Origin of the sequence: Mucilaginibacter dorajii (assembly GCF_024808255.1) — a bacterium.
In the GTDB taxonomy this organism is placed as follows: Bacteria; Bacteroidota; Bacteroidia; order Sphingobacteriales; family Sphingobacteriaceae; genus Mucilaginibacter; species Mucilaginibacter dorajii.
Genome location: NZ_JANTYS010000012.1, coordinates 1 through 24,063, shown reverse-complemented (window position 1 = coordinate 24,063; position 24,063 = coordinate 1). Strand labels below are relative to the sequence as shown.

Annotated in this window: 18 protein-coding genes; 8 read left to right on the top strand and 10 right to left on the bottom strand. The window is 42.5% G+C overall.

Translation table 11 applies throughout. From position 1 onward, the window contains the following. Position 1: 1 nt before the first annotated feature. Positions 2–1,042 carry an SDR family oxidoreductase gene (locus FHS10_RS16795; protein WP_259092654.1) on the bottom strand — a complete coding sequence of 347 codons (1,041 nt, stop codon included), beginning with the start codon at positions 1,040–1,042 and terminating at the stop codon, positions 2–4. A gap of 234 nt (positions 1,043–1,276) precedes the next feature. Between FHS10_RS16795 and FHS10_RS16790 the strand changes: the two genes are divergently transcribed. The 4 genes from FHS10_RS16790 to FHS10_RS16775 all read left to right on the top strand — a co-directional run bounded on the left by FHS10_RS16790 (position 1,277) and on the right by FHS10_RS16775 (position 8,868). Further along, the gene (locus tag FHS10_RS16790; RefSeq protein WP_259092652.1) at positions 1,277–2,311 is read left to right on the top strand and encodes a FecR family protein; all 1,035 of its coding nucleotides are present in this window, start codon (positions 1,277–1,279) and stop codon (positions 2,309–2,311) included. A 252-nt stretch (positions 2,312–2,563) separates the two neighbouring features. After that, the gene (locus FHS10_RS16785; RefSeq protein ID WP_259092650.1) at positions 2,564–5,998 is read left to right on the top strand and encodes a TonB-dependent receptor; all 3,435 of its coding nucleotides are present in this window, start codon (positions 2,564–2,566) and stop codon (positions 5,996–5,998) included. 17 nt (positions 5,999–6,015) lie between these two features. Beyond that, positions 6,016–7,533 carry a RagB/SusD family nutrient uptake outer membrane protein gene (locus FHS10_RS16780; RefSeq protein WP_259092647.1) on the top strand — a complete coding sequence of 506 codons (1,518 nt, stop codon included), beginning with the start codon at positions 6,016–6,018 and terminating at the stop codon, positions 7,531–7,533. A gap of 54 nt (positions 7,534–7,587) precedes the next feature. Next, positions 7,588–8,868, top strand: a complete 1,281-nt coding sequence (locus tag FHS10_RS16775; RefSeq protein WP_259092644.1) for a cytochrome c3 family protein — start codon at positions 7,588–7,590, stop codon at positions 8,866–8,868. Between the two features lie 302 nt (positions 8,869–9,170). On the opposite strand, the gene FHS10_RS16770 is transcribed toward FHS10_RS16775, so the two are convergent. From FHS10_RS16770 to FHS10_RS16760, 3 genes are all read right to left on the bottom strand, one after another. Continuing rightward, positions 9,171–9,572, bottom strand: a complete 402-nt coding sequence (locus tag FHS10_RS16770; protein WP_259092642.1) for a hypothetical protein — start codon at positions 9,570–9,572, stop codon at positions 9,171–9,173. Positions 9,573–9,577: 5 nt separating this feature from the next. Beyond that, the gene (locus tag FHS10_RS16765) at positions 9,578–10,057 is read right to left on the bottom strand and encodes a hypothetical protein (protein ID WP_259092639.1); all 480 of its coding nucleotides are present in this window, start codon (positions 10,055–10,057) and stop codon (positions 9,578–9,580) included. A gap of 546 nt (positions 10,058–10,603) precedes the next feature. Continuing rightward, positions 10,604–11,032: a hypothetical protein gene (locus FHS10_RS16760; RefSeq protein ID WP_259092637.1), complete on the bottom strand. Its 429-nt coding sequence runs from the start codon at positions 11,030–11,032 to the stop codon at positions 10,604–10,606. 483 nt (positions 11,033–11,515) lie between these two features. On the opposite strand from FHS10_RS16760, the gene FHS10_RS16755 reads away from it, so the two are divergent. From FHS10_RS16755 to FHS10_RS16740, 4 genes are all read left to right on the top strand, one after another. Further along, entirely contained in the window at positions 11,516–12,103 is a 588-nt protein-coding gene (locus FHS10_RS16755) for a sigma-70 family RNA polymerase sigma factor (RefSeq protein WP_259092635.1), read from the top strand. Positions 12,104–12,543: 440 nt separating this feature from the next. Next, the gene (locus tag FHS10_RS16750; RefSeq protein ID WP_259092631.1) at positions 12,544–13,530 is read left to right on the top strand and encodes a FecR family protein; all 987 of its coding nucleotides are present in this window, start codon (positions 12,544–12,546) and stop codon (positions 13,528–13,530) included. Between the two features lie 143 nt (positions 13,531–13,673). After that, positions 13,674–17,024, top strand: a complete 3,351-nt coding sequence (locus tag FHS10_RS16745) for a SusC/RagA family TonB-linked outer membrane protein (RefSeq protein ID WP_259092629.1) — start codon at positions 13,674–13,676, stop codon at positions 17,022–17,024. A 24-nt stretch (positions 17,025–17,048) separates the two neighbouring features. After that, a complete protein-coding gene (locus FHS10_RS16740; protein WP_259092627.1) occupies positions 17,049–18,662 on the top strand; it encodes a SusD/RagB family nutrient-binding outer membrane lipoprotein in 1,614 nt (537 codons plus the stop codon). 454 nt (positions 18,663–19,116) lie between these two features. Here FHS10_RS16740 and FHS10_RS16735 read toward each other — a convergent pair whose 3' ends face one another. The 6 genes from FHS10_RS16735 to FHS10_RS16710 all read right to left on the bottom strand — a co-directional run bounded on the left by FHS10_RS16735 (position 19,117) and on the right by FHS10_RS16710 (position 23,799). Then, the gene (locus tag FHS10_RS16735) at positions 19,117–19,386 is read right to left on the bottom strand and encodes a hypothetical protein (RefSeq protein ID WP_259092626.1); all 270 of its coding nucleotides are present in this window, start codon (positions 19,384–19,386) and stop codon (positions 19,117–19,119) included. Between the two features lie 57 nt (positions 19,387–19,443). After that, positions 19,444–20,379 carry an alpha/beta hydrolase gene (locus tag FHS10_RS16730; RefSeq protein WP_259092624.1) on the bottom strand — a complete coding sequence of 312 codons (936 nt, stop codon included), beginning with the start codon at positions 20,377–20,379 and terminating at the stop codon, positions 19,444–19,446. A 104-nt stretch (positions 20,380–20,483) separates the two neighbouring features. Beyond that, complete coding sequence (locus FHS10_RS16725; protein ID WP_259092623.1) at positions 20,484–20,855, bottom strand: VOC family protein; 372 nt, start codon at positions 20,853–20,855, stop codon at positions 20,484–20,486. A 184-nt stretch (positions 20,856–21,039) separates the two neighbouring features. Next, a complete protein-coding gene (locus FHS10_RS16720) occupies positions 21,040–21,894 on the bottom strand; it encodes a helix-turn-helix domain-containing protein (RefSeq protein WP_259092621.1) in 855 nt (284 codons plus the stop codon). Then, a complete protein-coding gene (locus tag FHS10_RS16715; protein WP_259092618.1) occupies positions 21,894–22,886 on the bottom strand; it encodes an amidohydrolase family protein in 993 nt (330 codons plus the stop codon). Before FHS10_RS16715 ends, FHS10_RS16720 begins: the two co-directional genes overlap by 1 nt. Before the next feature lie 241 nt (positions 22,887–23,127). Then, the gene (locus FHS10_RS16710) at positions 23,128–23,799 is read right to left on the bottom strand and encodes a tetratricopeptide repeat protein (protein ID WP_259092616.1); all 672 of its coding nucleotides are present in this window, start codon (positions 23,797–23,799) and stop codon (positions 23,128–23,130) included. Positions 23,800–24,063 lie beyond the last annotated feature (264 nt).

The following is a 24,063-nucleotide window of genomic DNA, read 5'->3' as shown; positions in this document are numbered from 1 at the left end:
TTTACAATAAATTCAAACGGATCAGGCTTTCCGCGGTGGCCAGTATCGCCTCCGGGATCGAACGGGGCGACCAGCCCAGCAAATGGATCGCTTTAGCACTTGTCGTATTCATCGGAATACCGAGTAAGGGAACCATGCTTTTGACCATCGGGTCTTTTAAGGCGGCAATGCGCAGCAGCGTATTCGGCAGTTGCCGCGCTTTAACCTTTTCAGCGGCAGCCCCCAGGTTTTCTTTCAGTATTTTAGCGACTTCCACCAGCCAGATGCTTTCGCCGCCTGTAGCAATAAAACGTTCGCCCCTGGCAGCAGGATCAACCATGGCCCGCAGGTGCAGGGCAGCTACATCGCGGACATCCACAAAACCGGCATTGATCTTCGGACAGCCGGCCATTTTGCCGGTCAGGAGATTTTTGATCAAATAAATAGAGTGCGAATAGTCAGCCCCTAATACCGGACCCATCACGGCCACCGGGTTAATGGAGGCCAATTCCATCCCCTGGCCTTCCTGCGCAATAAATTCCCAGGCTGCCTTTTCTGCCAGCGTTTTAGACTTTTGATAAGCCGGCGCATGGGTGGTATCGGTCCAATCCGTTTCATCATAAGGCGCCGTTTGCTTAGGATGACCGTAAACTACCGCGCCGATCGCCGAGGTTAATACCACCCGTTGAACTCCTGTATCCCGCGCAGCCCGCAACACCCGCAGTACACCTTCCCGTGCAGGGGTGATCATTTCGTCTTCGTGCTTAAAATCCAGCTTAGGCGTTGGTGAAGCGACATGCAGCACGTAAGTGCAACCCCTCACCGCTTCGCTCCAGTAGTCATCAGCCGACAGGTCGGCTTGAATGAAGTCCAACCTCTCGCCTGCTTCCACACCACCTTCCCGCAGCATGGCCCGCACTTCCAATTCCCGGTCTAACGAGCGCAACGTCGCCCTCACCTGGTAGCCTTGATTTAACAATTGGATAATACAATGCATGGCAATAAAGCCCGACCCGCCTGTCACCAGAACTAATTTTTCGTTATTTGAATTTGTGTTCATCATTTTATTTTTTGATGAAACAAAATTGGCTTTAAAAGCAACTCGTCGTTTTGTTTAAAGGGCGCAATGTACTTTGTTTAAAAGACAGCGAAAAAACTTTGCTGTGCAACTTGAAGTGGAAAAACTGTGCCACTAAAAGAGAAAACCCACAATAATTCAACTTTTTTCATTTCAGAGTAGGGGATGTGCCTGGGCTGCACGTTATGTATATTATAAACCCAATTATTTTTTCTTTTCATGGAGAAACCTCAACCCGTTGGATTACTGGAAAAGTACCTTGCAGGCAACTGTACCAAAGAAGAAGCAACTTTGGTGAAAAATTGGTACGAGTCATTTGAGTATGAGGACGATCTTTTTTCGGGCCTTAATGAGGATGAAAAGCAAAAACTGCGTGACCATATCTTTGGGCAAATCCTGGTTAACATTGGCGAAATGGATGCTGACGGTAACCTGGTGAAAAAATCCAATATCAAAAAACTATACAAATGGTATTCAGTTGCTGCCGCCGCAGTTATACTGGTGGTTAGCGGCATCTTGTTTTATCCGCATAGCAAACCGGCCAATGTTCAGGTGGCTAATACCGTTCAACAATATCAAAATATAAGTAATACTACGGGGAAAATTTATAAAGTGACCCTGCCCGATAGCAGCTCAGTTTGGATGAGCCCGGGGGCTGTGCTCCGGTATCCTAAAACATTCGCGGCTGCCACACGCAATGTATCCATGACCGGTAAATGCTTTTTTGAGGTTACCAAAAATCCGCGGCGCCCATTTATCATCAACAGTAATGCCATCATTACCAAGGTATGGGGTACAAGTTTTTTGGTAAGGGATGATGGGCAAAGTGATATAGCCGATGTATCTGTACTTACCGGTAAGGTTTCGGTAAGCATTCGCACCCAAAAAAGCGTCGCCAATACACAGCTTAAAATGGATAGAGGCGATGTAATGATCTACCCGCACCAAAAAGCCGTTTATAAAGTTGGCGAGCATGTGTTGGAGGCCGAGCAACAGGTAACCGAACCCGCTTTACAATTATGGAACCGTGTAAACCTCAGCTTTGATAATAAGCTTTTAAAAGATATTATCCCGGTGCTTAACAAAAAGTTTGGGGTACATATTGTGGTAGCCAGCGAAGAATTGAACCGCTATATGTTTAATGCCGATTTGAACGGATTTAACCTGCCTGATGTGCTTACGGCACTCAAAAAGTCTCTGAATATCGACTACCAGATAGCCGATAACAATATAACGCTACAACAAACCAATTAATCAACTAAAAGCAAAAACTCACACAAAATATGATGAAGAAACGAACGTAAACAACCAATTATGACCACCTAAGGTCAATCCCTATAAAAAAGCCCGGAAGTATTGCGAGTACTGCCAGGCCTAAATTCAAGCCCGATTGGAAACGACACCATTTGCATGGTGACTGGGCATTAATTGTCTCATTTTTAATAACGAAACATAACAAATATAATGAAATTTCAGTTACGAACACCCATTCCCTGGTATCAAATCATGAGGATAACATTTATACAAATACTGGTGTCGGCAACCCTTACTACAGTTGCATATTCAAATACACTAAAAGCGCAGGATGTACTTAAAAAAAAGGTAAGCATATCCCTTACCAACACAACGCTTAGCGATGTGTTAAGTTACCTGCAAAAAAACGATAATATTAAATTTATATACAGCAATGATGCTATTGATGGCAGCCAGAAAGTATCTGTAAACGCTAACAACCGCTCTGTAAAAAACGTGCTTGACCAGGTTTTAAAAAATACCGATATCAGCTACGAGGTAATGCAGGACAGGATCATCATTTACAAAAAGAAAGCTGATGCAGCCCTTGCCGCAACCGAGCCGGTAATAACCCAAACAACAGCAACGGGTCAGGAGATAGCCGCTTTAACCATTACCGGTAAAGTAGTTGATAAAACCGGCCAAACGGTAATTGGTGCAAGCGTGCAGGAAAAAGGTACAACCAATGGCGTATCAACAGATATCAATGGTAATTTTAAACTAAATGTATCTGGCCCTAACGCCGTATTAGTAGTGGCATACATTGGTTACTTAAAAAAGGAAGTACCTGTAGGTAACCAAACCGAAATCACCATCACTTTAGAAGAGGATGTTAAAAACCTTACCGAAGTTGTGGTTGTAGGTTACGGTGTACAAAAGAAAGCTACCGTTACCGGTGCCATCAGCAGTGTTAAGGCGAGCGATTTGCAGGATCAGCAGGTGACCCGTATTGATGATGCTTTGCGTGGCAGAACATCGGGTGTAAACGTTGTACAAAGTTCTGGCGCGCCGGGTTCGGCCCCTACAGTAAGGGTGCGTGGTGTTACGTCTATCAATAACAGCGATCCATTATACGTAATTGACGGTGTGGTTATTGATAACGGTGGTATTGATAACATCAACCCTAATGATATTGAATCTATTGATGTATTAAAAGATGCCTCGGCAGCTATTTACGGTTCGCGTTCATCAAATGGTGTAATTTTGGTTACTACCAAAAAAGGTAAAAGCGGCGCGCCACAAATTACCTACAATGGTTACGTAGGTTTCCAGGGCCCGGTTAGCAAAGTGAAATTAGCTAACGCCTCACAATACGCTACCTTAAGGAATGAAGCTGTTACCAACGATGGCGGCACAGCTCCATTTGCAGACCCGGCTTCGTTTGGCACAGGTACCAACTGGCAGGACCAGATCTTTAGCAACAACGCTTTGATCCAAAACCACAACTTAAGTATCAGTGGTGCTAATGATAAAGCTAACTACTACACTTCGTTTGGTTACCTTGATCAGCAGGGTATTGTTGAACCATCAATTTCAAACTACAAAAAGTTCAACTTTACGGTTAACACCAGCTACAAGCTTAAAAAATGGTTAACTGTAGGCGAAAACTTTACTTACACTTATACCCGTAACCAAAACAACCTGAATACCAACAGTGTATTTGGTGGTCCGCTAAGTTCGGCTTTAAACCTTGATCCGCTTACACCAACTGTGGTGTCTGACGTTAATGCGCAGCCAAATGCTAACGTGTATACTTCAAATGCCAACTATATTGTGCGCAACGGCGCTGGTTTACCATATGGTATATCAAACTATGTATCGCAGGAAATCACTAACCCGCTGGCTTATGTACAAACGAGAATTGGTAATTACAACTACGCTACCAATTTATTAGGAAGCGCTTTTGCCGAAGTTAGCCCTATTGCCGGTTTAAAAATCAGATCGCAGATCAGTGCTAAACAGGCGTATTATGGTAATGATTCTTTCACGCCGCTTTACTACTTAAACTCAAGTACTACCAATTTAACCAGCACATCTCAATATACCGAGAACGACAGAAACCTGTCGTGGAACATTGATAACACTGCCACATACACCCGTTCTATCGGAAAAAATAACTTTTCGGTATTGATTGGTCAAAGCGCGCAAAAAGAAAGTGGTTCTGGCATTGGCGGTACCTTTATTGGCGAACCGGTTAACACTTTCGACCAGGCATCACCAAACTATACCCTGGCCAACATTAACAAAATTGCCTATGGTTTTGATAACCAGCCACACACGTTGGCTTCATTATTTAGCCGTGTAACTTATGATTACGATTCAAAATACCTGTTCACCGGTATTATCCGCAGGGATGGTTCGTCAAAATTTGGTGCTAACAACGCTTATGGTACCTTCCCATCTGCCGAAGTAGGTTACGTGCTTTCAAAAGAAGATTTCTTCCCTAAAAATACTTTTGTTGATGTATTTAAATTACGTGGTTCATACGGTGTGGTTGGTAACGAAATGTCATTATCGCCTTTCCAGTATACCGCAACCATAGGTAGCGGCCGTAACTATATTTACGGTAGTGGTTCTGATGAGAACATCATCATTGGTTACAGCCCTAACGCGCCATCAAACCCCGATTTGAAATGGGAAGAAACCCGCAGTGCCGATATTGGTTTCGACGCGATATTGTTTAACAACCTTACGGTTACGTTTGATGCTTACCGCAAGTTAACCAAAGGCATGCTGCAAACCGTGCAGCTGCCGGCGTACGCGGGCTTCAGCGCCCAGCCATCGGCCAATATTGGCGATATGGAAAACAAAGGTTTGGAGCTTGATTTAGGCTACCGCAATAAAGTAGGGCAGGTTAACTATAGTGTTGGTGGTAACATTTCTTACAACCATAATGAAATTACTTCACTGGGCAGCCAGATCAATTACTTTACGGTAGGTACTGTACAAAGTACCACTTATGAAATTGGCCGCAGCGCGGTTGGTCACCCGGTTGGCGCTTTTTATGGCTTTGAAGAGCAAGGCGTATTCCACTCACAGGCCGAGATCAATGCTTACACCAACAGCAGTGGCGCGCTTATCCAGCCAAACGCTAAACCTGGCGATTTTAAATGGACAGATGTTAATGGTGATGGTAAAATTGACGCCAGCGATCGTAAATTCCTGGGCAACCCACTGCCAACCTTTACTTACGGTATCAACTTTAGCGTAAACTACAAAAACTTTGATATGAAGTTATTTGGCCAGGGTGTTTGGGGTAACAAAATTTACCAGGCTTACCGCAGGTTAGATATCAATGCAGCTAACTACCCGCTGGCCGCGCTTGATGCATGGACAACTTCAAATTCAGGCAGTAACTATCCACGCTTAACCGATAGCGACCCTAACAACAACTTCAGGAACCCATCAAACTTTTACCTGCAAAATGGTGCTTACTTCCGCATCAAAACATTGCAGTTTGGTTATACTTTACCTGCACAATGGCTTAAAGCTGCCGATGTACACCGCGTAAGGATTTTTGTGAGCAGCAATAACCTGGCTACCATTACCGGTTACAAAGGGTACGACCCGGAAATTAGCGGTGGTATTGATATGGGGATCTATCCGCAGGCCCGCACATTTATGGCCGGTTTAGATGTTAGTTTATAATAACAAATTTTAAGATCATGAAAACAAGATATTTTATATATACCGGGGTGGTTTTGTTAGGAGTTGGCAGTATCGTTGCTTCCTGCAAAAAATCATTCCTTGAGCTTACTCCGCAAGGCGAGTTTTTAGAAGCCAACTATTATTCAACACCTGCACAGGCACTTACCGCCGTAGTTGCAGCTTATGATCCATTGGTTACCGAAACCGGTGGTTTGGATAATACTTATTCAGATCCGCTGGGCGCGTTAAACGCCGGCTCTGACGATTGTTATGCAGGTGGCGGCTCTTCATCAGATATGAGCACCTGGCAAGCTATGAATAACTACACCATGACTTCGGCCACAGGTCCCCAGGGCGAGTTTTGGTCAATCAACTTCCAGGGTGTTAACCGTGCCGACGTATTGTTAGAGAAATTACCGGGAGTGCCGGGATTAAGCGCCGATGTGCTAAAAAGGTACACTGCCGAAGGTCATTTTTTACGTGCCCACTATTACTTTGATTTGGTGCGCTTGTTTAAAAATGTTCCTTTGATATTAACTACGTTACAAATCAATGATGTGTACAAACAGCCACAGGCATCGCCCGATTCTGTTTACGCCCATGTTGAGGCTGATTTAACCGCAGCTATCGCCGGCTTGCCTACAACGGTAGCATCTACCGAAAATGGCCGTGTTACCAAAGGTGCAGCTATCGCCTTATTAGGTAAAGTTTACCTGTACGAAAAGAAATGGGCTTTGGCCGCATCAACTTTAGCGCAGGTTAACGGTACACCAGGTGGCACCAGCACCTATGGCTACAAACTACAAGCCAGCTATGGCGATATTTTTAGCCCCAAAAACAAATTCAACAGCGAATCGATCTTTGAATTGGTGCACTCTGGCAACCAAAACTACACCTGGAACAACTGGGATCAGTTTAAGTCAAACATCTATGTACAAATGGTTGGTCCGCGTAGCTATAAAGGTCCAATTTATTATGGCGCGGGTTATGGTTTTAACCCGATAACACCAAACCTGGTTGCCGCCATGAAAGGAGATCCACGTTATCCGTATACCATTGCCAACATAGATAGCATCGCGAAAGCAAACAACGTTACCTATGAGCAAAGCTACCAGGGAAGCGGTTATTACATTGAAAAATTTGCACCCAAAGTAGCTAACATTGTAACTACAGGCTCCACAGATTTGAACTGGCCAAATGATTACATCGAGATCCGTTTGGCAGATACCTACCTGATGGAAGCCGAAGCGTTGGTAAATGCCGGTGGCGATATCGGCCGTGCTACAAGTTTGCTCAATGCTGTGCGCAGCCGCGTTGGCTTAGCTGCCGAAACCGCTTCTTTGGATAATATTTACAAAGAACGTCGTTTAGAGCTGGCAACAGAAGGTCACCGCTGGTTTGATTTGGTTAGATGGGGACAGGCACCAACCGCCCTTGCATTTAAAGGCTTTAAATCTGGTGTGAACGAGATTTTACCAATCCCTTTAACCGAGACATTGAACGGTACCCAAATAAAACAAAACCCTGGTTATTAATTAAAAACCAAACAAAGCGGCCGAACAATTGGCCGCTTTGTTTGATTAATATAATTGAGCCTATACTACCCATGGCTGGTACACAAACACCGCATGCAAACTAAAAGAACATCTATCATCTTATTAGTTGCCCTTATTCCCTTAAGTTTCATTTTAACCCAATGTTTTACTAAGGATAAAAAGGACGATGCGCGCGGCCAGGTTTTTGCCGGCTCGGCAAGTTGCGTTAAATGCCACCAAAAAATTTACGATAGTTACCTGCAAACCGCACATTACCAATCCTCGCGCCCTGCTTTGGAGCAATCTATCCACGGTAGTTTCGCGCATGGAGCCAACGTGTACCAATATGGTAACGGACTAAGTGTTGTAATGAAAAAGGGTAAAGATGGCCTTTACCAGGTGGGCTACAATCACGGCAAACAAACCCAGGCCGAAAAGTTTGGTATTACTATAGGCGGCGTAAAGGCCGAAACCTATTTGTATTGGAAGGGCAATGAATTGTTTGAGCTGCCGATGTCGTATTTCAGCGCCTTAAACAGTTGGACCAACAGCCCCGGTTACGATACCTCAAGGATTGATTTTACCAGGCCTATATTAAGGCGTTGTATGGAATGCCATAGCTCATACATTAAAGAAATTCCGCAGCAACAAATAGATTTGGCGCATAGGCTGGTTGAATTTGATAAAGCCTCACTGATATACGGTATTGATTGCGAGCGTTGCCATGGCCCGGCAGCCAATCATGTGAATTACCACACCGAGTACCCCGAAGAAAAGAAGGCTAAGTATATTACCACTTATAAAACCCTCAGCAGGGCGCAAAAGTTAGATGCCTGCGCAGTTTGTCATTCGGGGAACAAGGGGGTATTTCAGCGGTCGGCTTTTGTTTTTAAAATGGGCGATACGCTGAGTAAATTTAAAGAAGCCGATTTTTTACACCAAACAACCGATCCTAAAACATTGGATGTACATGGTAATCAAAACAGCCTGTTGGCCGCCAGCAAATGTTTTATGATGAGCAATATGGATTGTAATACCTGCCATAACGTACACAAAAACGAAAGTGCCAACCTGTTGGCCTACTCGCAAAAATGTATGCAATGCCACAGCGAAGCCAATCATAATTTTTGCAAAATGGGTACAGCTTTGGGTGTTACCATTAAAAGTAATTGTATTGATTGCCACATGCCGTTAAAACCATCCAACGTGATATCGGTGGCGGCATCGGGCGGTAAAAAGGAAATCCCTTATTTGGTACGTACGCACCGGATTGCCATTTATCCCGAAGAATCAAAAAAGATCATGGCCTTTATGAACACACAAAAGGTTAATTGATCAGCAAAAAAATATTAAAAACCTTCCGGCGCGTGAGATCCGCCGGGGAAAGGATCAGGTGAGATTGATCCGGATTTAGTTGATGGCGCTTCGGGGTGAGATCCGAAGCGCTTTTTTTGTGAGATTTACCTGGATAAAATATCATAAAAAAAGAGCCCCGGTATTTACCAGAGCTCTTGATTCTTAGACTTGATTACGTTTTTATTTCTAAAAAGAGGCTTGATCAAGCATTACCCAGCTTTCGAAGTCCCTTAGTTCGAACGATTATGAAAGAATTTTAGAAGATAGATAAACAAAACTAATTATAAAGTAATTTCGTTACTGGCCATATATTTCAAAAAATCATCAAATATCTTCTCGCACTCTATGAAGTTTTTTTCTTGAGCTATTCTTATAATTCGTTCGTCTAAAATTCCATCATAACGGGAGTCTCGTGAATATTTAAAAAGACGCGAATACTTTCTCCAAGCCCAATCTGGGAATGGAGTTACCTGCATTCCTCGCGATGGGTTTAAAGCTCGTTCAATATCATAATGAGTACTTCCAATATTCACACCTCTCTTATATGCCAAGCATTTTATTAAATGGATAGATATATAAAACAAGATTGTTATTTTCCAGTCAAAGAATTGTTCTGGGTAGTTAGCCTTAACACATCCAAGGAAATCTAAATTATGTTTTGCTTGATTGTAGAAAATATTCATCCTTACTAATCAAGCAATAATAAATTATTTTCGGACATAATTTCGCTCGCTTCATTTGGTAAGAAACTAAAGTCTATGGGTATACGAGAGTCAATTCCTAAAAGCTCATAGTTATCAAGAAATTCAAAAAATACTTCCCTGTTTTCTGATGTGTCTTCTTTTAGGATAATGTAGTATTTTAAAGGCGTAGATTTTGACGATGTATAAATGCGGTTTATATATTCCTTGTTTAATGCTAAAAAATGCTTAACTACATCAAACAAGGTGTCTATAAGGTTTTTATGAACTGAATTATAAGTATTAACTAAACCCACCATTGGATTTGTGATATAATCGGATATAGCTTTTGCTAATTGGGTATGCGCACCGAGTTGAGCCAATTCATGGCTTTCATTGGCATCTTTTTCAATAAATTTTAAAAAATGCAATAGCTTTTCAGGATTACTCTGAATAGCATCTTGTGGTGTTTCAAATACAGCTGACATAATATTTGCCTCCCGGCAATAAATTTTAATTTACAACCCGTAAAATTTATATTAACGGGTTGTATGTATACCGATATTGGACGTCGATATATGAAATTAGTTTAATAAATGTTGTGTAATTAACTATTACCAAGGGAATGAACAGTGAGATACGCTGCACGCTCAATTTTGATTAAGTTAGTTAACGAAGTAACGAAGATTTTGGATTTACACGGCTCCGCAGATTGGAATTGTGTATTGGTAAAAATCCAATAGTTTACGTTGCTTTTAAAGTATACAAATTTACGTAATAATAAGTAAAAGTTTAAAAAGGTTTAAATTTATTACAAAAATCTATTTTTTAGTACGACTGCTATATAGTTGCCAACATTTTGCGTTCCCCCGCTGTTTAAAGCTCTGATTTCGAATCGTTATGCTTGTAGTCTCTTCGGGGTGAGATCCGAAGCGCTTTTTTGTGTCTTGTTTTCTGTAGAGACGCAATATTTTGGTAACTACATATCAGTTTACATCAATAAAACTTGAATCGCAGTTTGTTTTTTTATTTGTCTACCATTTTAATCCGTTTGGTTGAAGATTTAGATTGACCGCAAAAACAAAATTTAAAAACACAAACAGTATTATTATGCCAGTTACCGAAACCCCTACTTTATTTTTCCATTTTGGCAATTCGTTAAATTCTTTAACATAGTTTTCCCATTTATCTTTTCTTTCAAAAACAGACCATTTTACTATTGACAAAATTATCAGAGGAGCTAAAATAGGGACACTAAAAAAGGGGATATGCTCATAAATATGAAAAAAGCGTCTACAATAAATCCCCAAGGAGAACACTAACAATATTTCTACTTGTAACATGCATATCAATGCTTTGGTGCTTGTTTGAAACAACCCACTTGCACCAAAGGCATTATCAATATTCCACCAAGCCTTATATAGAGTATAAAAAAAATAACAGTATAGTTGCTTAACGTTCATTCTTTTTTATAAAAAAGCCACTTGTTTGGTGGCTTAAATATATGAATAAGTTGTAATTGTTACTCCTTGTTTTTGGGCTTGTAATTTAAAGCCGTTTTTAGCTTATTGTTAAAATCAGATAATTGGGTGAGGGGAATCTGCAATTCGCCGTGTATAGCCTACTTGTGCGCACTAAATAAAAACGTTGTCATTTCGCATCCCACCTCCGCTCTATCGAAATGACATTTTTATTTTTTGAGAAAGATGTGTACACATAATAGCTGTATAGCAAGAGACACATGTGATGTGTCTCTACATAAAAAAGATTACACTGCTATTTGAAAGGTGGGTTGCTAAACCGATAATCGTGTTGATAATTAGCACTATAACTAAAAAAAAGATATTGTGAATTTGTAACAAAACCCGCTATCATTTAAATTTTAACAGCGGGGTTCACTTTTGTGTATTATTTTTATATAAATTTAGCATTAAATTTAAAAAGTTGTGAATGCTGTAGCAGTAGATGATAACGGATTAACCTCGCTATTGAAGAATGGCGACGCTACCGCATTTACAGAAATTTACAACGGCTACTGGGATAAGCTGTATTATATTGCTTATAAACTACTTAAAGATACCAATGCCGCCGAAGAAATTGTGCAGGATGTGTTTTTAAACCTTTGGAAAAATAAAGAGGGTTTAGAAATTGTATCATTGGCCGGCTACCTGGCCGCCATGACGCGTTACAGTGTTTATCATTATCTATCCAAAGAAAAAAAGAGCAGGGTTAAGGAAGAAAAACTGGGCCAGATTAATGAAGGTGCCGTTGCCGAATTTAATGTAGACCATAAGATACTGCTGCAGATAGTTACCGAACTATCAAACAAACTACCCGAAAAATGCCGCCTGGTTTTTCAATACAATAAACTGCACGACCAGCCACTGGCCGAAGTTGCCCGCAATTTAAACATCTCCCAAAAAACCGCCGAAGGTCATTTGACCAAAGCCCTCCGTGTAATCCGCGACAGTTTGGGCGCCACTCCGGGAGAGTTTTTGCTGCTGATGATAGCGATGATGCTGTCGCAAAAGTAAAGCGCAGAAGACTCACCCGGCTACGCTACGCTGGCCACCCTCTCTTCGCTTCGCGGAAAGAGGGTTTGAACATTTATTAACTTTCTTCTATATACAATATTTATCGCCCTTCGTTCGAACTCTCTGACTTGGATAATCGATTCGATTTGCATGCGTGAAAGAGATGTGATCCCTGTCTGCAATAGAAAAGCTTGACTATGTTTTAATAACGGTCTGTTTATCAGTTTTTTTAATGGAATTGAAGCTTTTCAAACCCCTCTTTCCGGCGAAGCCGAAGAGGGGGCCGGGCGCAGCCTCGCCGGGTGAGTCTTGTACTTCCTACAACCGTCAACCATACATTATTCTGTATAAAATAAATTTTACAATTTATTTTAATTACCACCAAGGGTAATTGCCCATAAGTATACTCTATACTTATAAATACACGAAATTATATCCATATGGATAAGGACCAGGTAAAGTTATTGGCAAAAAAGTACATGAATGGCACTGCTTCGCCCGATGAAAAAGCATTATTGAACCAATGGTATGATGCTGTTCATCAAAATGAAGAGGAGCCCCTGCATGTCGACAACCATGAATCGGCAGAAGAAGTAAAACAACGCATTTTTAATAGCCTGCAACAAAAGTTGCAAGTAGCGCCCCCTACGTCGGGTACCCATAAAACTAAGTATGTTGTACTTAAACGTTTAACTCAGGTAGCCGCGGCCGCCGCCGTATTGGCTATCGGCTTTTTTGTTTTTAAACCTGCCGATAAACCGGCAGTTATTAAGGTGGCCGAAAATCAGGTAGTTAAGGTGGCCGAAAACCGGGTGTTGCACATCACCTTGCCCGATGGATCAAGGGTGTGGCTTAAGGCCGGATCTGTTTTCAGGTATCCCAAAAGCTTTGCCGGTAAAACCCGCCAGGTGGAATTGGTTGAAGGGCGCGCGTTTTTTGATATTAAACACCTGAGCGATCATCCCTTCATCGTAAAAACAAAAAATCTGGATGTAAATGTGTTGGGTACCTCTTTTGATGTAAGCAGCTATAAAAAAGAAGGCAAAACCCGTGTAAGCGTGGTTACCGGCAAAGTTGGCATCACTATGCCTAACAGTACCGATAAAAAAGCCATTTTTCTGCTACCCAGGCAAGCTATTGTGCTAAACTACGCTACCCATCACGTAGTAAAGGAAATTGTTAACCAGCCCGTTACCGCCTGGTGTAAAAACAATACCGTATTTGAGCAGGAGAAGCTGGAAAACGTATTTAAAGCCCTGGAGAAGGAGTATAACACAACCATTACCATTGAAAACAAAAAATTACTGGACGAACGCATATCAATTGTTGTGGGCAGCCAGCATTTAGACTCCATAATACAAGTACTGAGTTACGCTAAACATTTTAAATATCAAATTGCCAATGATAGTACAGTAGTAATTAAATAACCACCACCATTTCCCTTTTTAGTAGCTAAGGAGGAAAAAAACCGGAGACACAGAATGCCCCCGGAATTTTGTTAGCCACTGCATACATGCTTGAGACCCATAGGCAGCCGGCTTTAGTTTAACTCATTAAACCATACACAAATATGATAAATTTTTACGGCAAACCATTGCCCATACTTAGAAAATGCATGCGCATTTCAACAATTATAATCGGCATCCAGGTGTGTTGCTCTTCTATCCTGATGGCTACGGGCATTAAAGCCCAGGAGATGAACCTTAACCTTGTAAACGCGAGCGTTAAACAGGTTTTTAAACGGATTGAACAACAGGCAAAAGTATCGTTCGTTTATGACGATCAGATACTTAACAATTTGCCGGCACTTACCCTTAATGTAAAAAATGTACAATTACCCCTGGTTTTAAAACAACTGCAGGATAAAACCCAGTTGCAGTTTAAAATTGTAGGTAATTATATTGGCGTTGCCCAAAACCTGGCACAAATCCCCCAGCTTGCACCAGGCCAGACCCCCAATAATGCTGTAAGCATAAAAATTGGTGGTACTGTGCGCGATGCTACAGGCCAGCCTATTGTTGGCGCTAACGTTATCGTAAAAGGCAGCAAAAGTGGCACCCAAACCAATGTGAACGGTAAATTTGCCATTGATGCCAATATTGGCGATGTTTTGGTGTTTAACTATTTGGGTTATGTACGCAAAGAGGTAACCATCAACTCGCCCGAGGCTTTATCGGTTGTATTATCTGAAGACTCACAGCAATTGGGCGAAGTGGTGGTAACAGCCCTTGGCATCAAAAAAGAACGTAAAGCTTTAGGTTACTCGGTAACAGAAGTTAAAGGCGACGAGCTTACCCAGGCCCGTGAGCCAAACGTGATCAACTCGCTTGAAGGTAAAGTAGCCGGTTTAAATGTAAACCCTACAGCTGGTGGACCAGGATCATCCTCAAACGTGATCATCCGCGGCGTATCCAGTCTATCGCAAACTACCCAGCCATTATATGTGATTAACGGTGTGCCTATGGAAAACTCGCCAAACTCGGCAATGGGCAGCCAGTATGATAATCAGCCCGATCTGGGCGATGCGGTGGGCAACCTTAATCCCGATGATATTGAAACCATATCTGTACTAAAGGGCGCCGCGGCATCGGCATTGTACGGCTACCGTGGTAAAGCAGGCGTAATATTAATTACCACCAAAAGCGGTAAAGACAGCGGTATCGAGTTTAACTCCAACTTTGTTACCGAAAATGTTATCAACCCAACTAACTGGCAATATGTTTATGGTAACGGTGCAAACGGTGTAAAACCGGCAACCAAAAATGATGCTTTCCAGGCGGGCCAGTCAAGCTGGGGTGGTAAGTTAGATGGTTCAAGCGTAATTCAGTTTGATGGTGTATCGCGTCCGTACAGCGCGTATAAGGATAACCTTAAAAACTTTTTCCGCACCGGTACTACAGCAACCAACACCATCGCTTTTAACAAAAGCTTTACCGGTGGCTCGGTACGTTTTTCGGCAAGTGATTTGCATAACGATGCCATCACCCCAAATTCGGGCTTAAACAGGCAAACTTTTAACTTAACCGGTAACTATAACATTACCAAAAATTTAAGCTTAGATGTACGCAACAACTATATTTTAGAGCAGGCAAATAACAGGCCCTTCCTGAGCGACGGACCAGGTAACTCCAACTATAACGTAACCTTTTTGCCAACCAGCTTAGATGTGCGAACCCTTAAAAAAGCTACTAATGCTGATGGCACAGAATACGGTTACTCGGCAAATGCTTATGCCACCAACCCATACTTCGCGGCCGAAAAATTCATCAACAATACTACCCGCGAGCGTTTAATATCATCAGCAAGCTTGCGCTACAATTTTGATAGCGGTTATTTCATTCAAGGCCGTGCAGGCAGGGATGCTTATAATGATAGGTATACCGGTGTAGTGCCAACGGGTACAGCATACCGCCCAACTGGCTCAATCACCGAAAATACGACCAATTTTTACGACATCAACGCCGACGTATTATTGGGCAAAACTTTTAAAATAAAAGATTTTACCATTGCTCCTAATATTGGCGGCAGCTACAGGCATACCAAATCAGAACTTTTTGGTCTTAATGGCAGCAACTTCGCAATACCTTACGTATATGTGATCACCAATGCGCAGCAACAATCAACGCCAACCTATACCCCGTCTGATCAAAAAGTACAATCCGTTTATGGTACTTTGGAGTTGGATTATAAAACTTACCTGTACATCACCGGATCGGTACGTAATGACTGGTTCAGTACTTTGGCTACCCCAGGTATCAACAACCCGCTTAATAAGGTATATCCATCGGTTACGGGTTCATTTGTATTCTCAGAATTATGGCAGCCAAGCTGGTTAAGCTTTGGTAAGTTACGTGCAGGCTACGCCAAAGTTGGCCAGGCTACATTACCTTATCAAACACAATTGGCATATGGCTTTAACAGCGCGTCGCTTAATGGCAACCAGTTGGGTATTATTTCAAATTTAAGCATTCCAAACAGCGGCCTGGTTGCATCCATAGCCACTGAGCTTGAAATTGGTACCGAATTGCGTTTGTTTAAAGACAGGTTAAGTTTAGATGTAACCTGGTATAACAAAAACTCAAAGGACGAGATTGTAAACGCCCCTGCCTCGGTAACATCTGGTTATGGTGGCGCAATTTTAAACTATGGCCAGCTACGTAACCGTGGCGTTGAAGCTTTGATAGGCGGCTATCCTGTTAAACTGAAAGATTTTAGCTGGAACACTTCACTTAACGGCTCAATTAATAATAATACCGTGGTATCATTAGCCGCCGGCCAAACCTCTGTACCTGTATCTACATCACGCAGCGGTGTTGGTTTTACTCAAAATATAGTAGGTAAACCAATAGACCAGATCATGGCTTTTGATTATAAACGTGATGCTACCGGCGCTATTGTTAAAGATGCTTCGGGAGTACCTGTCCAGGGCGATCTGAAATCCTACGGATCTGCTTACGGCAAATGGACCGCGGGTTTTACCAATACATTTACCTACAAAAGGTTAAACTTTTCATTCCTGATTGATGGCAAATTTGGCGGCAAAATATTCTCGGCTACCGATTATTATGGTTACGTATTAGGCTTACACCAGGCAACCCTGGTTAACCGCGATGCGCTGGGCAACCAGGCTTCAGCTTACTACGGTACCCTGGCTAATAATGTATCGAGCCTGTTTGTGCAGGATGCCAGCTTTATCAAATTTCGCCAGGCAACGCTTGGGTATTCATTCCCGGGTAAAATGTTTAACAACGTAATTAAAGGTGCCACACTTAGCTTAGTTGGCCGCAACCTGTTTTACATTCACAAGAAAACAGACAACATCGACCCCGAATCTACCTACAGCTTAAATGCTGCCGGTTTGGAGTTAGGTGGCGTGCCGCCAACCCGTACGTTTGGTTTAAATCTGAGTGTTAAATTATAATCAACAACCACTAATCTTATTAAGATGAAAAAAATATTTAAATACCCCGCAGTAATGCTTGCGGCACTGTTGATTTGTTCGGCAGGGTGCAGAAAGGATTTCGAAAAAACCAATACCAACCCCGCTACATACAACCAAAGTACTTTTAACCCTAATTATGTATTAACCAGCGCGCAATTAGGCTATACCGGCAGTACCGATTTTAGCTACGATACCTGGAGAGGAAATTTGATCTATTGCTCAACCATGATGCAGGGCTTTAGTACGGTTATTGGCTACTGGGCTGGTGATAAATATATGCTTAACGCGGGTTATACCGCGGCTTACTGGGGCTTTTCGGCCGGTACACCTACCGGCGGCGATGGCGCTTACCCGGAGCAGGTAAGGCCTATTGTTGATGTGGTACAATCAACAGATGGCAAACCGGCTTACGCCAACCTGCACCAGATTGCCCGCATTATGCGCGCCCTGATATTTGAACGCATTACCGATTTATATGGTGATGTACCTTATTCACAAGCAGGTTTAGGTTATTACGATAAAAACTATTTTCCTAAATACGATTCGCAGCAATCAATTTATGCCGATATGCTGAAGGAAGTAACCGCGGCTACCGCGGCCTTAAACCCGAGCGGTGATATCCCAACCGGCGATGTAATGTACCATGGCGATATTGCCAAATGGCAACGTTTTGGCAATACTTTAATATTGCGCTTAGCCATGCGTTTAAGCAAAGTTGATCCGGCTACCGCCAAAACTTACGTTACCCAGGTAATTGGCAAAACCATGGCCGGTAATGCCGATAACGCCTTTATTTTAGGCGATGCATCGGGAGGTCGTACAACTATTAACCGCAACAGCCAGATTCTGTTGGGCGATGGCGGCCAGGAAAACTTTTATGTACGCTGGTCAAAAACTTTTATCGACCTGCTTAAAAACAGCAACGACCCGCGTTTAAGCGCCGTAGCGGTAACCAACCTGTATGTTGATGATGCTACCAAAGCGCAAAACCCAAATGCCAACTCAAGCGCGGCCGTGCAAAAAGGTATGCCAAATGGTAAAGATCTGAGTGCATCGCCAACGTTGGCTATCTATTCTGATCCAAGCTTCAGCGGTTTTACCAATTATTCGTCGCCAGCCCCCGGTTTAATCAAAAGAAACGGACCAACATTTGTGTTAACTTATGCCGAATCTGAATTGTTATTGGCTGATGCGGCCGAGCGTTTTGGCATAGCAGGTAGCGCGGCTACCCATTATCATGATGGTGTTAAAGCGGCAATCACCTACCTAAGCCAGTACGATGCCGCTGCGACCGTAAGCGATGCCGCTGCAGAAACTTACCTTACCGCGCACCCGTACAACCAGGCCGATGGTTTAAACCAGATTAATACCCAATACTGGTTGTTAAGCAATACCATGCTTGATTTTTATGAATCATGGGCCAACTGGCGCAGGTCGGGCTTCCCGGTATTAACACCGGTTAACTACCCCGGTAACGCAACAGGTGCTACCATACCACGCCGTTTCCCTTACCCGGTTATTGAGGCTGGCACCAACACCATCAACTACAACGCGGCACATAATGCTGTACCTGGTGGCGATTTGTTAACCTCACGTGTTTGGTGGGATAAGCAATAACAACATATTGATGATAAAAGTAAAGGCAGCCCCAACAAAGGGCCGCCTTTTGCTTTTTAGGGATTTATTAAAAGTGGACGTGATTTTATTTGTGGGATGTGGAGCTCTAAAATGGTCGGTAAATTTGTATATTTACATATATCAAAATAGCCCTGCCATCTGCAAAAGATGGCGGGGCTATTTGGCTAATAAGGGGTAAAAACCGTTTGGTGCGACTTTTTATTTACCTGGCTGATGTGCAATTAGTTAAATACTTCTTAACGGTAGCAGGCAAGGGGGGTGCAGGTGACGGTAGAGTAGTTGGGAGGATATTGAAAGGAGCACAAAGGTTATAGTTAAGGTATCGGCAGGTGATAGTTTGGTATAAAACAGAAACTTTAAAAAGTATTGGTTATAAGTAGGTTATGGAGCTAAACAAAAAGCCTTCCGGCGATAACCGGAAGGCTTGAAACAGCTATGGACGCGGAGGCGTTGGCAAGTGCAACGGGTTTGGCGGAGCCGGCGGTCTTGGCGGTAATTTGATATGGAACCGTCTGTGCCTGCGCACTCTTCTATGACGCCTTCTGAACGGGTTGGGTGGTGCAGGTGGGCGCGGCGGCGGTGGCGGAAGCCTGATCTGTAAAACAGAGGCAGGGGCAACAACCAATTCTTCGGCATCGGCTTGTATACCCTCAAAGCTAAATAAAGCTAAGGTGGCAATAGTGATGATCCTGGTTAATTTCATGATATGTAGTTCGTTTTAAGTAATTCACATTCAATAACTTTTAAATCCGGTAATTGTTTACTCCGTTTTCTTAAATAATGTTTCATAATAAAAATCGGCCGCAAATTGAGCGGCTTGCAGCCAGCGTTTTTGGGTTGGTTTACCCGCCCCAAAAAACGGGTTAAAGTGGCGTTGCAGTTCGTGCCCAAAGCCGTCAAAAACCTTAATTGAATTTGGAATGTGCAGTGAATCAGTTGTTTTGTGAATGGTGATGCTGCCATACATCCCCGTATCAACCCTGATGGGGTTTAATATACGATCATGCGAGCCATAGGCGCTTACAATAGGCACCCTGGCGTTTTTGAGCCAGCGGGTATCTAAAATGCCGCCCCAAAAGTTAATGATGCCGGCAACCTTTGCTTTATCATCGGGCTTTAATAGCGCGGTAGAATCAACCACACCTGTTCGGCGCGAAAGTTCGGAGTTGCTGCTATAGGCTGCCTGCAAGGCAATAATGCTGCCGGCAGAATTGCCCGCTAATATGATTTTATTCGGGTCGATGTTATATTCGGCGTGGTGTTCTTTGAAATAAGCAACGGCCATTTTGGCGTCCTGCACGGCATAATAACAACTTTTTTGCAGCTCATCAAAGTGAAATACCGGGTTCTTTTTGCTAAGGCGATAATTAATGGCCGCGCAAACGTAGCCCCGTTGGGCAAAGTCATTGCTCCAGATCTTGATGCCTTTGGCTGTTTTTGAACCGTATTTAAAACCACCACCATGCATCCAGATGATTAATGGCCGTGCAGTTGCATGATCGCCTCTGGGTTGGTATAGGTCAAAAAGATAGGATTCTTTGTCGTTTGCTGTTGCCCTGGGGTTATATGTCAGATTGGATTTAACATCTACATTAGGAAAAATATGGTCTTTATATTGGTGGGCTGCCGGGCTTTGGGCCTTCGCAGAAAGCATGCTAAACAGGGATAAAAGTATAATAGCGGGTAATTTATACATCGGTGGTGTTTGTTGTATATACGTTACAACTGATATTGATGGATGTTTGGGGGGATGGTTAAACCGGGATGCGTGTTATCGACATAAACAAATGTCATAAGTTGTTATTTAATTAGTGCAACAAAGCGCAGGGTATTGCCATCAGGATCCTTAACATAAAATTCCCGTCGGCCCCAGGTTTGATCAAATGGCCCTTGCTCTACCGGTGAATTTTGTTTGCCCGATGTATTAAGTCCGCGGGCCTTATATTTAGCAAATTGCGCGTCTACATCATCTACCCAAACATTGGCTACTGAGCCGAAAAGCTTTTCACTTTCGTGAGTGGTGATCTGAAAGGCCGCGTCGCCATTGCCCAGATCAATCACCGGCGAATCTACCGTATCGTCGGGATCGGTCATCACAAAGTCCAGCACCTCGGTATAATGTCTGAGTGCAATATGCATATCCCGCACTTTAAAAATGGGTATCAATTTCATAACCGCCGGTGTTTTAGTAAAAATAAATAAAAAGAAATACATAGGTATTGTCGGGCTGTTTTATCCAGTCGAAAAAAACATAATATATCAATAGATGTGTGTTGTTAATGGGCTTCCTATTTACCGCGGTAGTAAGTAAAATTATAGCGAGGCTAAAATTATCATTTAGGCAGGATATTGAAAATTATTTGCGGTTAAGCATCCTGAATTTGGAGGGTGGCATCCCCGATGCTTTACGAAAAGAGCGAATGAAATAGGAGTGATCTGTATAGCCCAATTCATGGGCAATTTGCTTTACATCGGCATCGCTATGATATAGCAGGCGCTTGGCTTCGCTAAAAATTTCCTGTTGAATCCAATAACTTACAGTTGAACCCGTAACTTTTTTTATAGCCTCATTTAAATACCCCGGCGTAACATTAAGTTTTGAGGCATACGCTGCCGGACTTTTAATGGTATGACTATGAATGGTAAGCAGGCTTTTAAATTGATGGGCAATTTCCGCGGATCTGCTATGTGTATTTTGCGTGGTGTTTAAAAGATCATATGTACTGGCAGCCATTGCCAAAAATGACTGACCAAGGGTACGCACAATAGCCCGATGATATTCATCGCCCCGTTGTTCAGCAAATTCGTTCAGTAACAGGTTTAACAGGGTCGAATACTGTTTTAATTCATGATCGGTAAGCTTGCAGGGGATTTGTAAATCTAACGGGCGTTCAAAGACATCTCTTAAATAAGGCGGAATTAAGGCAGTATCAACCGCTATAAACCAGCCTTCGGCGCGTTCTGCCTTTATATGGGAATGAACTTGTGATGGTAATATATAGTAAAGCTGGCCGGCAGTAACAACAATGTCCTGCAAATCAACCTTTAAAGTGCCCGAACCGTTTGTAAGCAGGAAAAAAATATAATGATCATCCCGATGGGCGTCGGATATTTCCTTTTTATTTTGATGCTGATCATCGGGCCGGAAAACCTTGATCTGTAAACCAATGCTTGTTTTCTGCTGTAACAGATCTACCGGGATACTTTTCATTACTGTACTACATTTAAATTCAATAGTTTGTCGGCATTGCCGTGAGCTATTTTCGCTATTTGCTCTTGCGGGAGGTCAATCGCGTTTAAAAACTCGATGCCCATTTCGTTTGTACTAAACGGATAATCAACAGAAAACATAATGTTATCGACACCAAAGGTATCTAAAGCAATTTTCAACGGCGGTTGTGTAAAGAAACCGCTTGTAGTGATATGGACCTGCTGATGGAAAGTATCGCTAAGGGTACGCTGGTTGGCGCCTCCGTTCCCGGGTTTAAATGCCCTTTCAGATCGGGCCATCATCATGGGCAGCATTTCGCCCATATGGCCTATAATTAGTTTTAGTTTGGGGTATTTATCGAAAATCCCTGCATAAAGCAGGCGTAAAACATGCAGGGCCGTTTCTGAATGCCATCCCCAACCGTAACAAGCCAAAGCTTCGGCCATCCCCGAATGGGTGGGCAACCCATTATAGTAAATATCAGCTATCCCTTTGGGTGGCAAACCCGGGTGGATATATATAGGTACATTCAGCTTTTCGGCACGCTCAAATATCGGTACAAATTCTGGTTGATCTAAAAATTTATCCTGTGTAAGTCCGCGGATCATGGCACCGCGAAAATGGTATTCTTTTACGGTACGCTCCAATTCGTCGGCCGCGGCCATTGGGGCGGTCATTGGCAGATGGGCAAAAGCCGTAAATCTATCCTCGAAGCCTGTGATCCTCTGCGCGATCAGATCGTTATATTGCATAGCAAAAGCCGGCCCCTCCTGCGGGTTTAACAAATTAGCGCCCGAGCTATCCACAGAAAGTACCTGTATTGAAATGCCGTTATCATCCATTGATTTTAGCCGCTCACCGGTAATGTCGGCCAGCTTAGGCTTAAGCTGTTGCATCCTTTCTGATTGGCCAAAGCCACCCAAAGCATCTTTGGGTATCAGATCAGTCATTTCGGGCAAGGAAATATGTTCTTCAAGTGTTACTATACGCATACAAAGTGTTGTTTAAATGTGTGTTATGTAAATACAACCGTTGTCATAAATACACAGCGCAAAGAAACACACTCAACTTTTATACCGCAATGAACTACTTGCGGTAGTAATAGGATTATTCGTGGATAAACGTTAAGCTAATCAAATAAAGCATCATCCTTTTCAGGCATTAGAAAGGGACGTAAATGAAGGTATGGGGGACTGGAAAAATGCAGAAAATGAGGTTAAGCAGGATTCTGGTTTAATCGTTTTTTCCAATGATCATTAAAAGTTCTTGTGCCGAACGATGGTCGTCATCGGCGTTGGCGAGTTTCAAAAAAGCGCGTGCTTTAACAATAGACTTTTCTACTATCTCTCCTTCTAAATATATTCTCCCCAAAAAGTAGTTTGCCTCATCAATGTGATATTGATAGTTTGCAGATTCCGCTTTTGAAATATTATTGAATATTTCAAAAGCCATGTTTAAATTTCTTTCGGTTCCAATACCAAAATAGTAACACAATGCTAACGGCAATGAATCTGAGCTATCAAGATGTTGTGCAAGTTTGTAAAGTTCAAACGCCTTTTTATAATCTTGCTTATCTCTATAAAATACAGCTAAATTATTTGCAGCTATACCATAGCGATTATCAATTCCTTTTTGATAAAGTTCAATAGCTAATTCTATATTTTGCTCACAATAAAGCCCTTCAATTAAAAAATCGGCAATGCGGGTAACCACTGTAATATTGCCATTTTCATAGGCGCTATAGTACCATTTAAAAGCCATTGACTGATCTTCTTCCACAATCTCAGTGCCCTTTAATATTAACCCCGAATCGTAGTGTAAAGCAACTTCACCTTGAGCTACATTATCGCCAGCTTCAGCAAGTTCTAACAGGTGGATCCAGTCCTCATAAGTTGTTAATTCCAAGGTCGTTTATAATTTTGTTTGCGTGATTTTAAGAAGCACATTAGTTTATGAACTAATAAATAGTTAAAAGACCAAGGTAAATACTTTGATTTAAAATTCTGCTTGATCCTAAAAAAACAGGTGAGGTTGGTTAATTAGGGCCAGGCGGAGTAAAAAATGCAATAAAACTAAACGAGGCCGTATCATAATTCAAATGATGCGGCCTCTATGTTTGCAACGTATTGGCTCCATGTTTATCTGTTTTCGTTGAATTTCTCAGCAAGG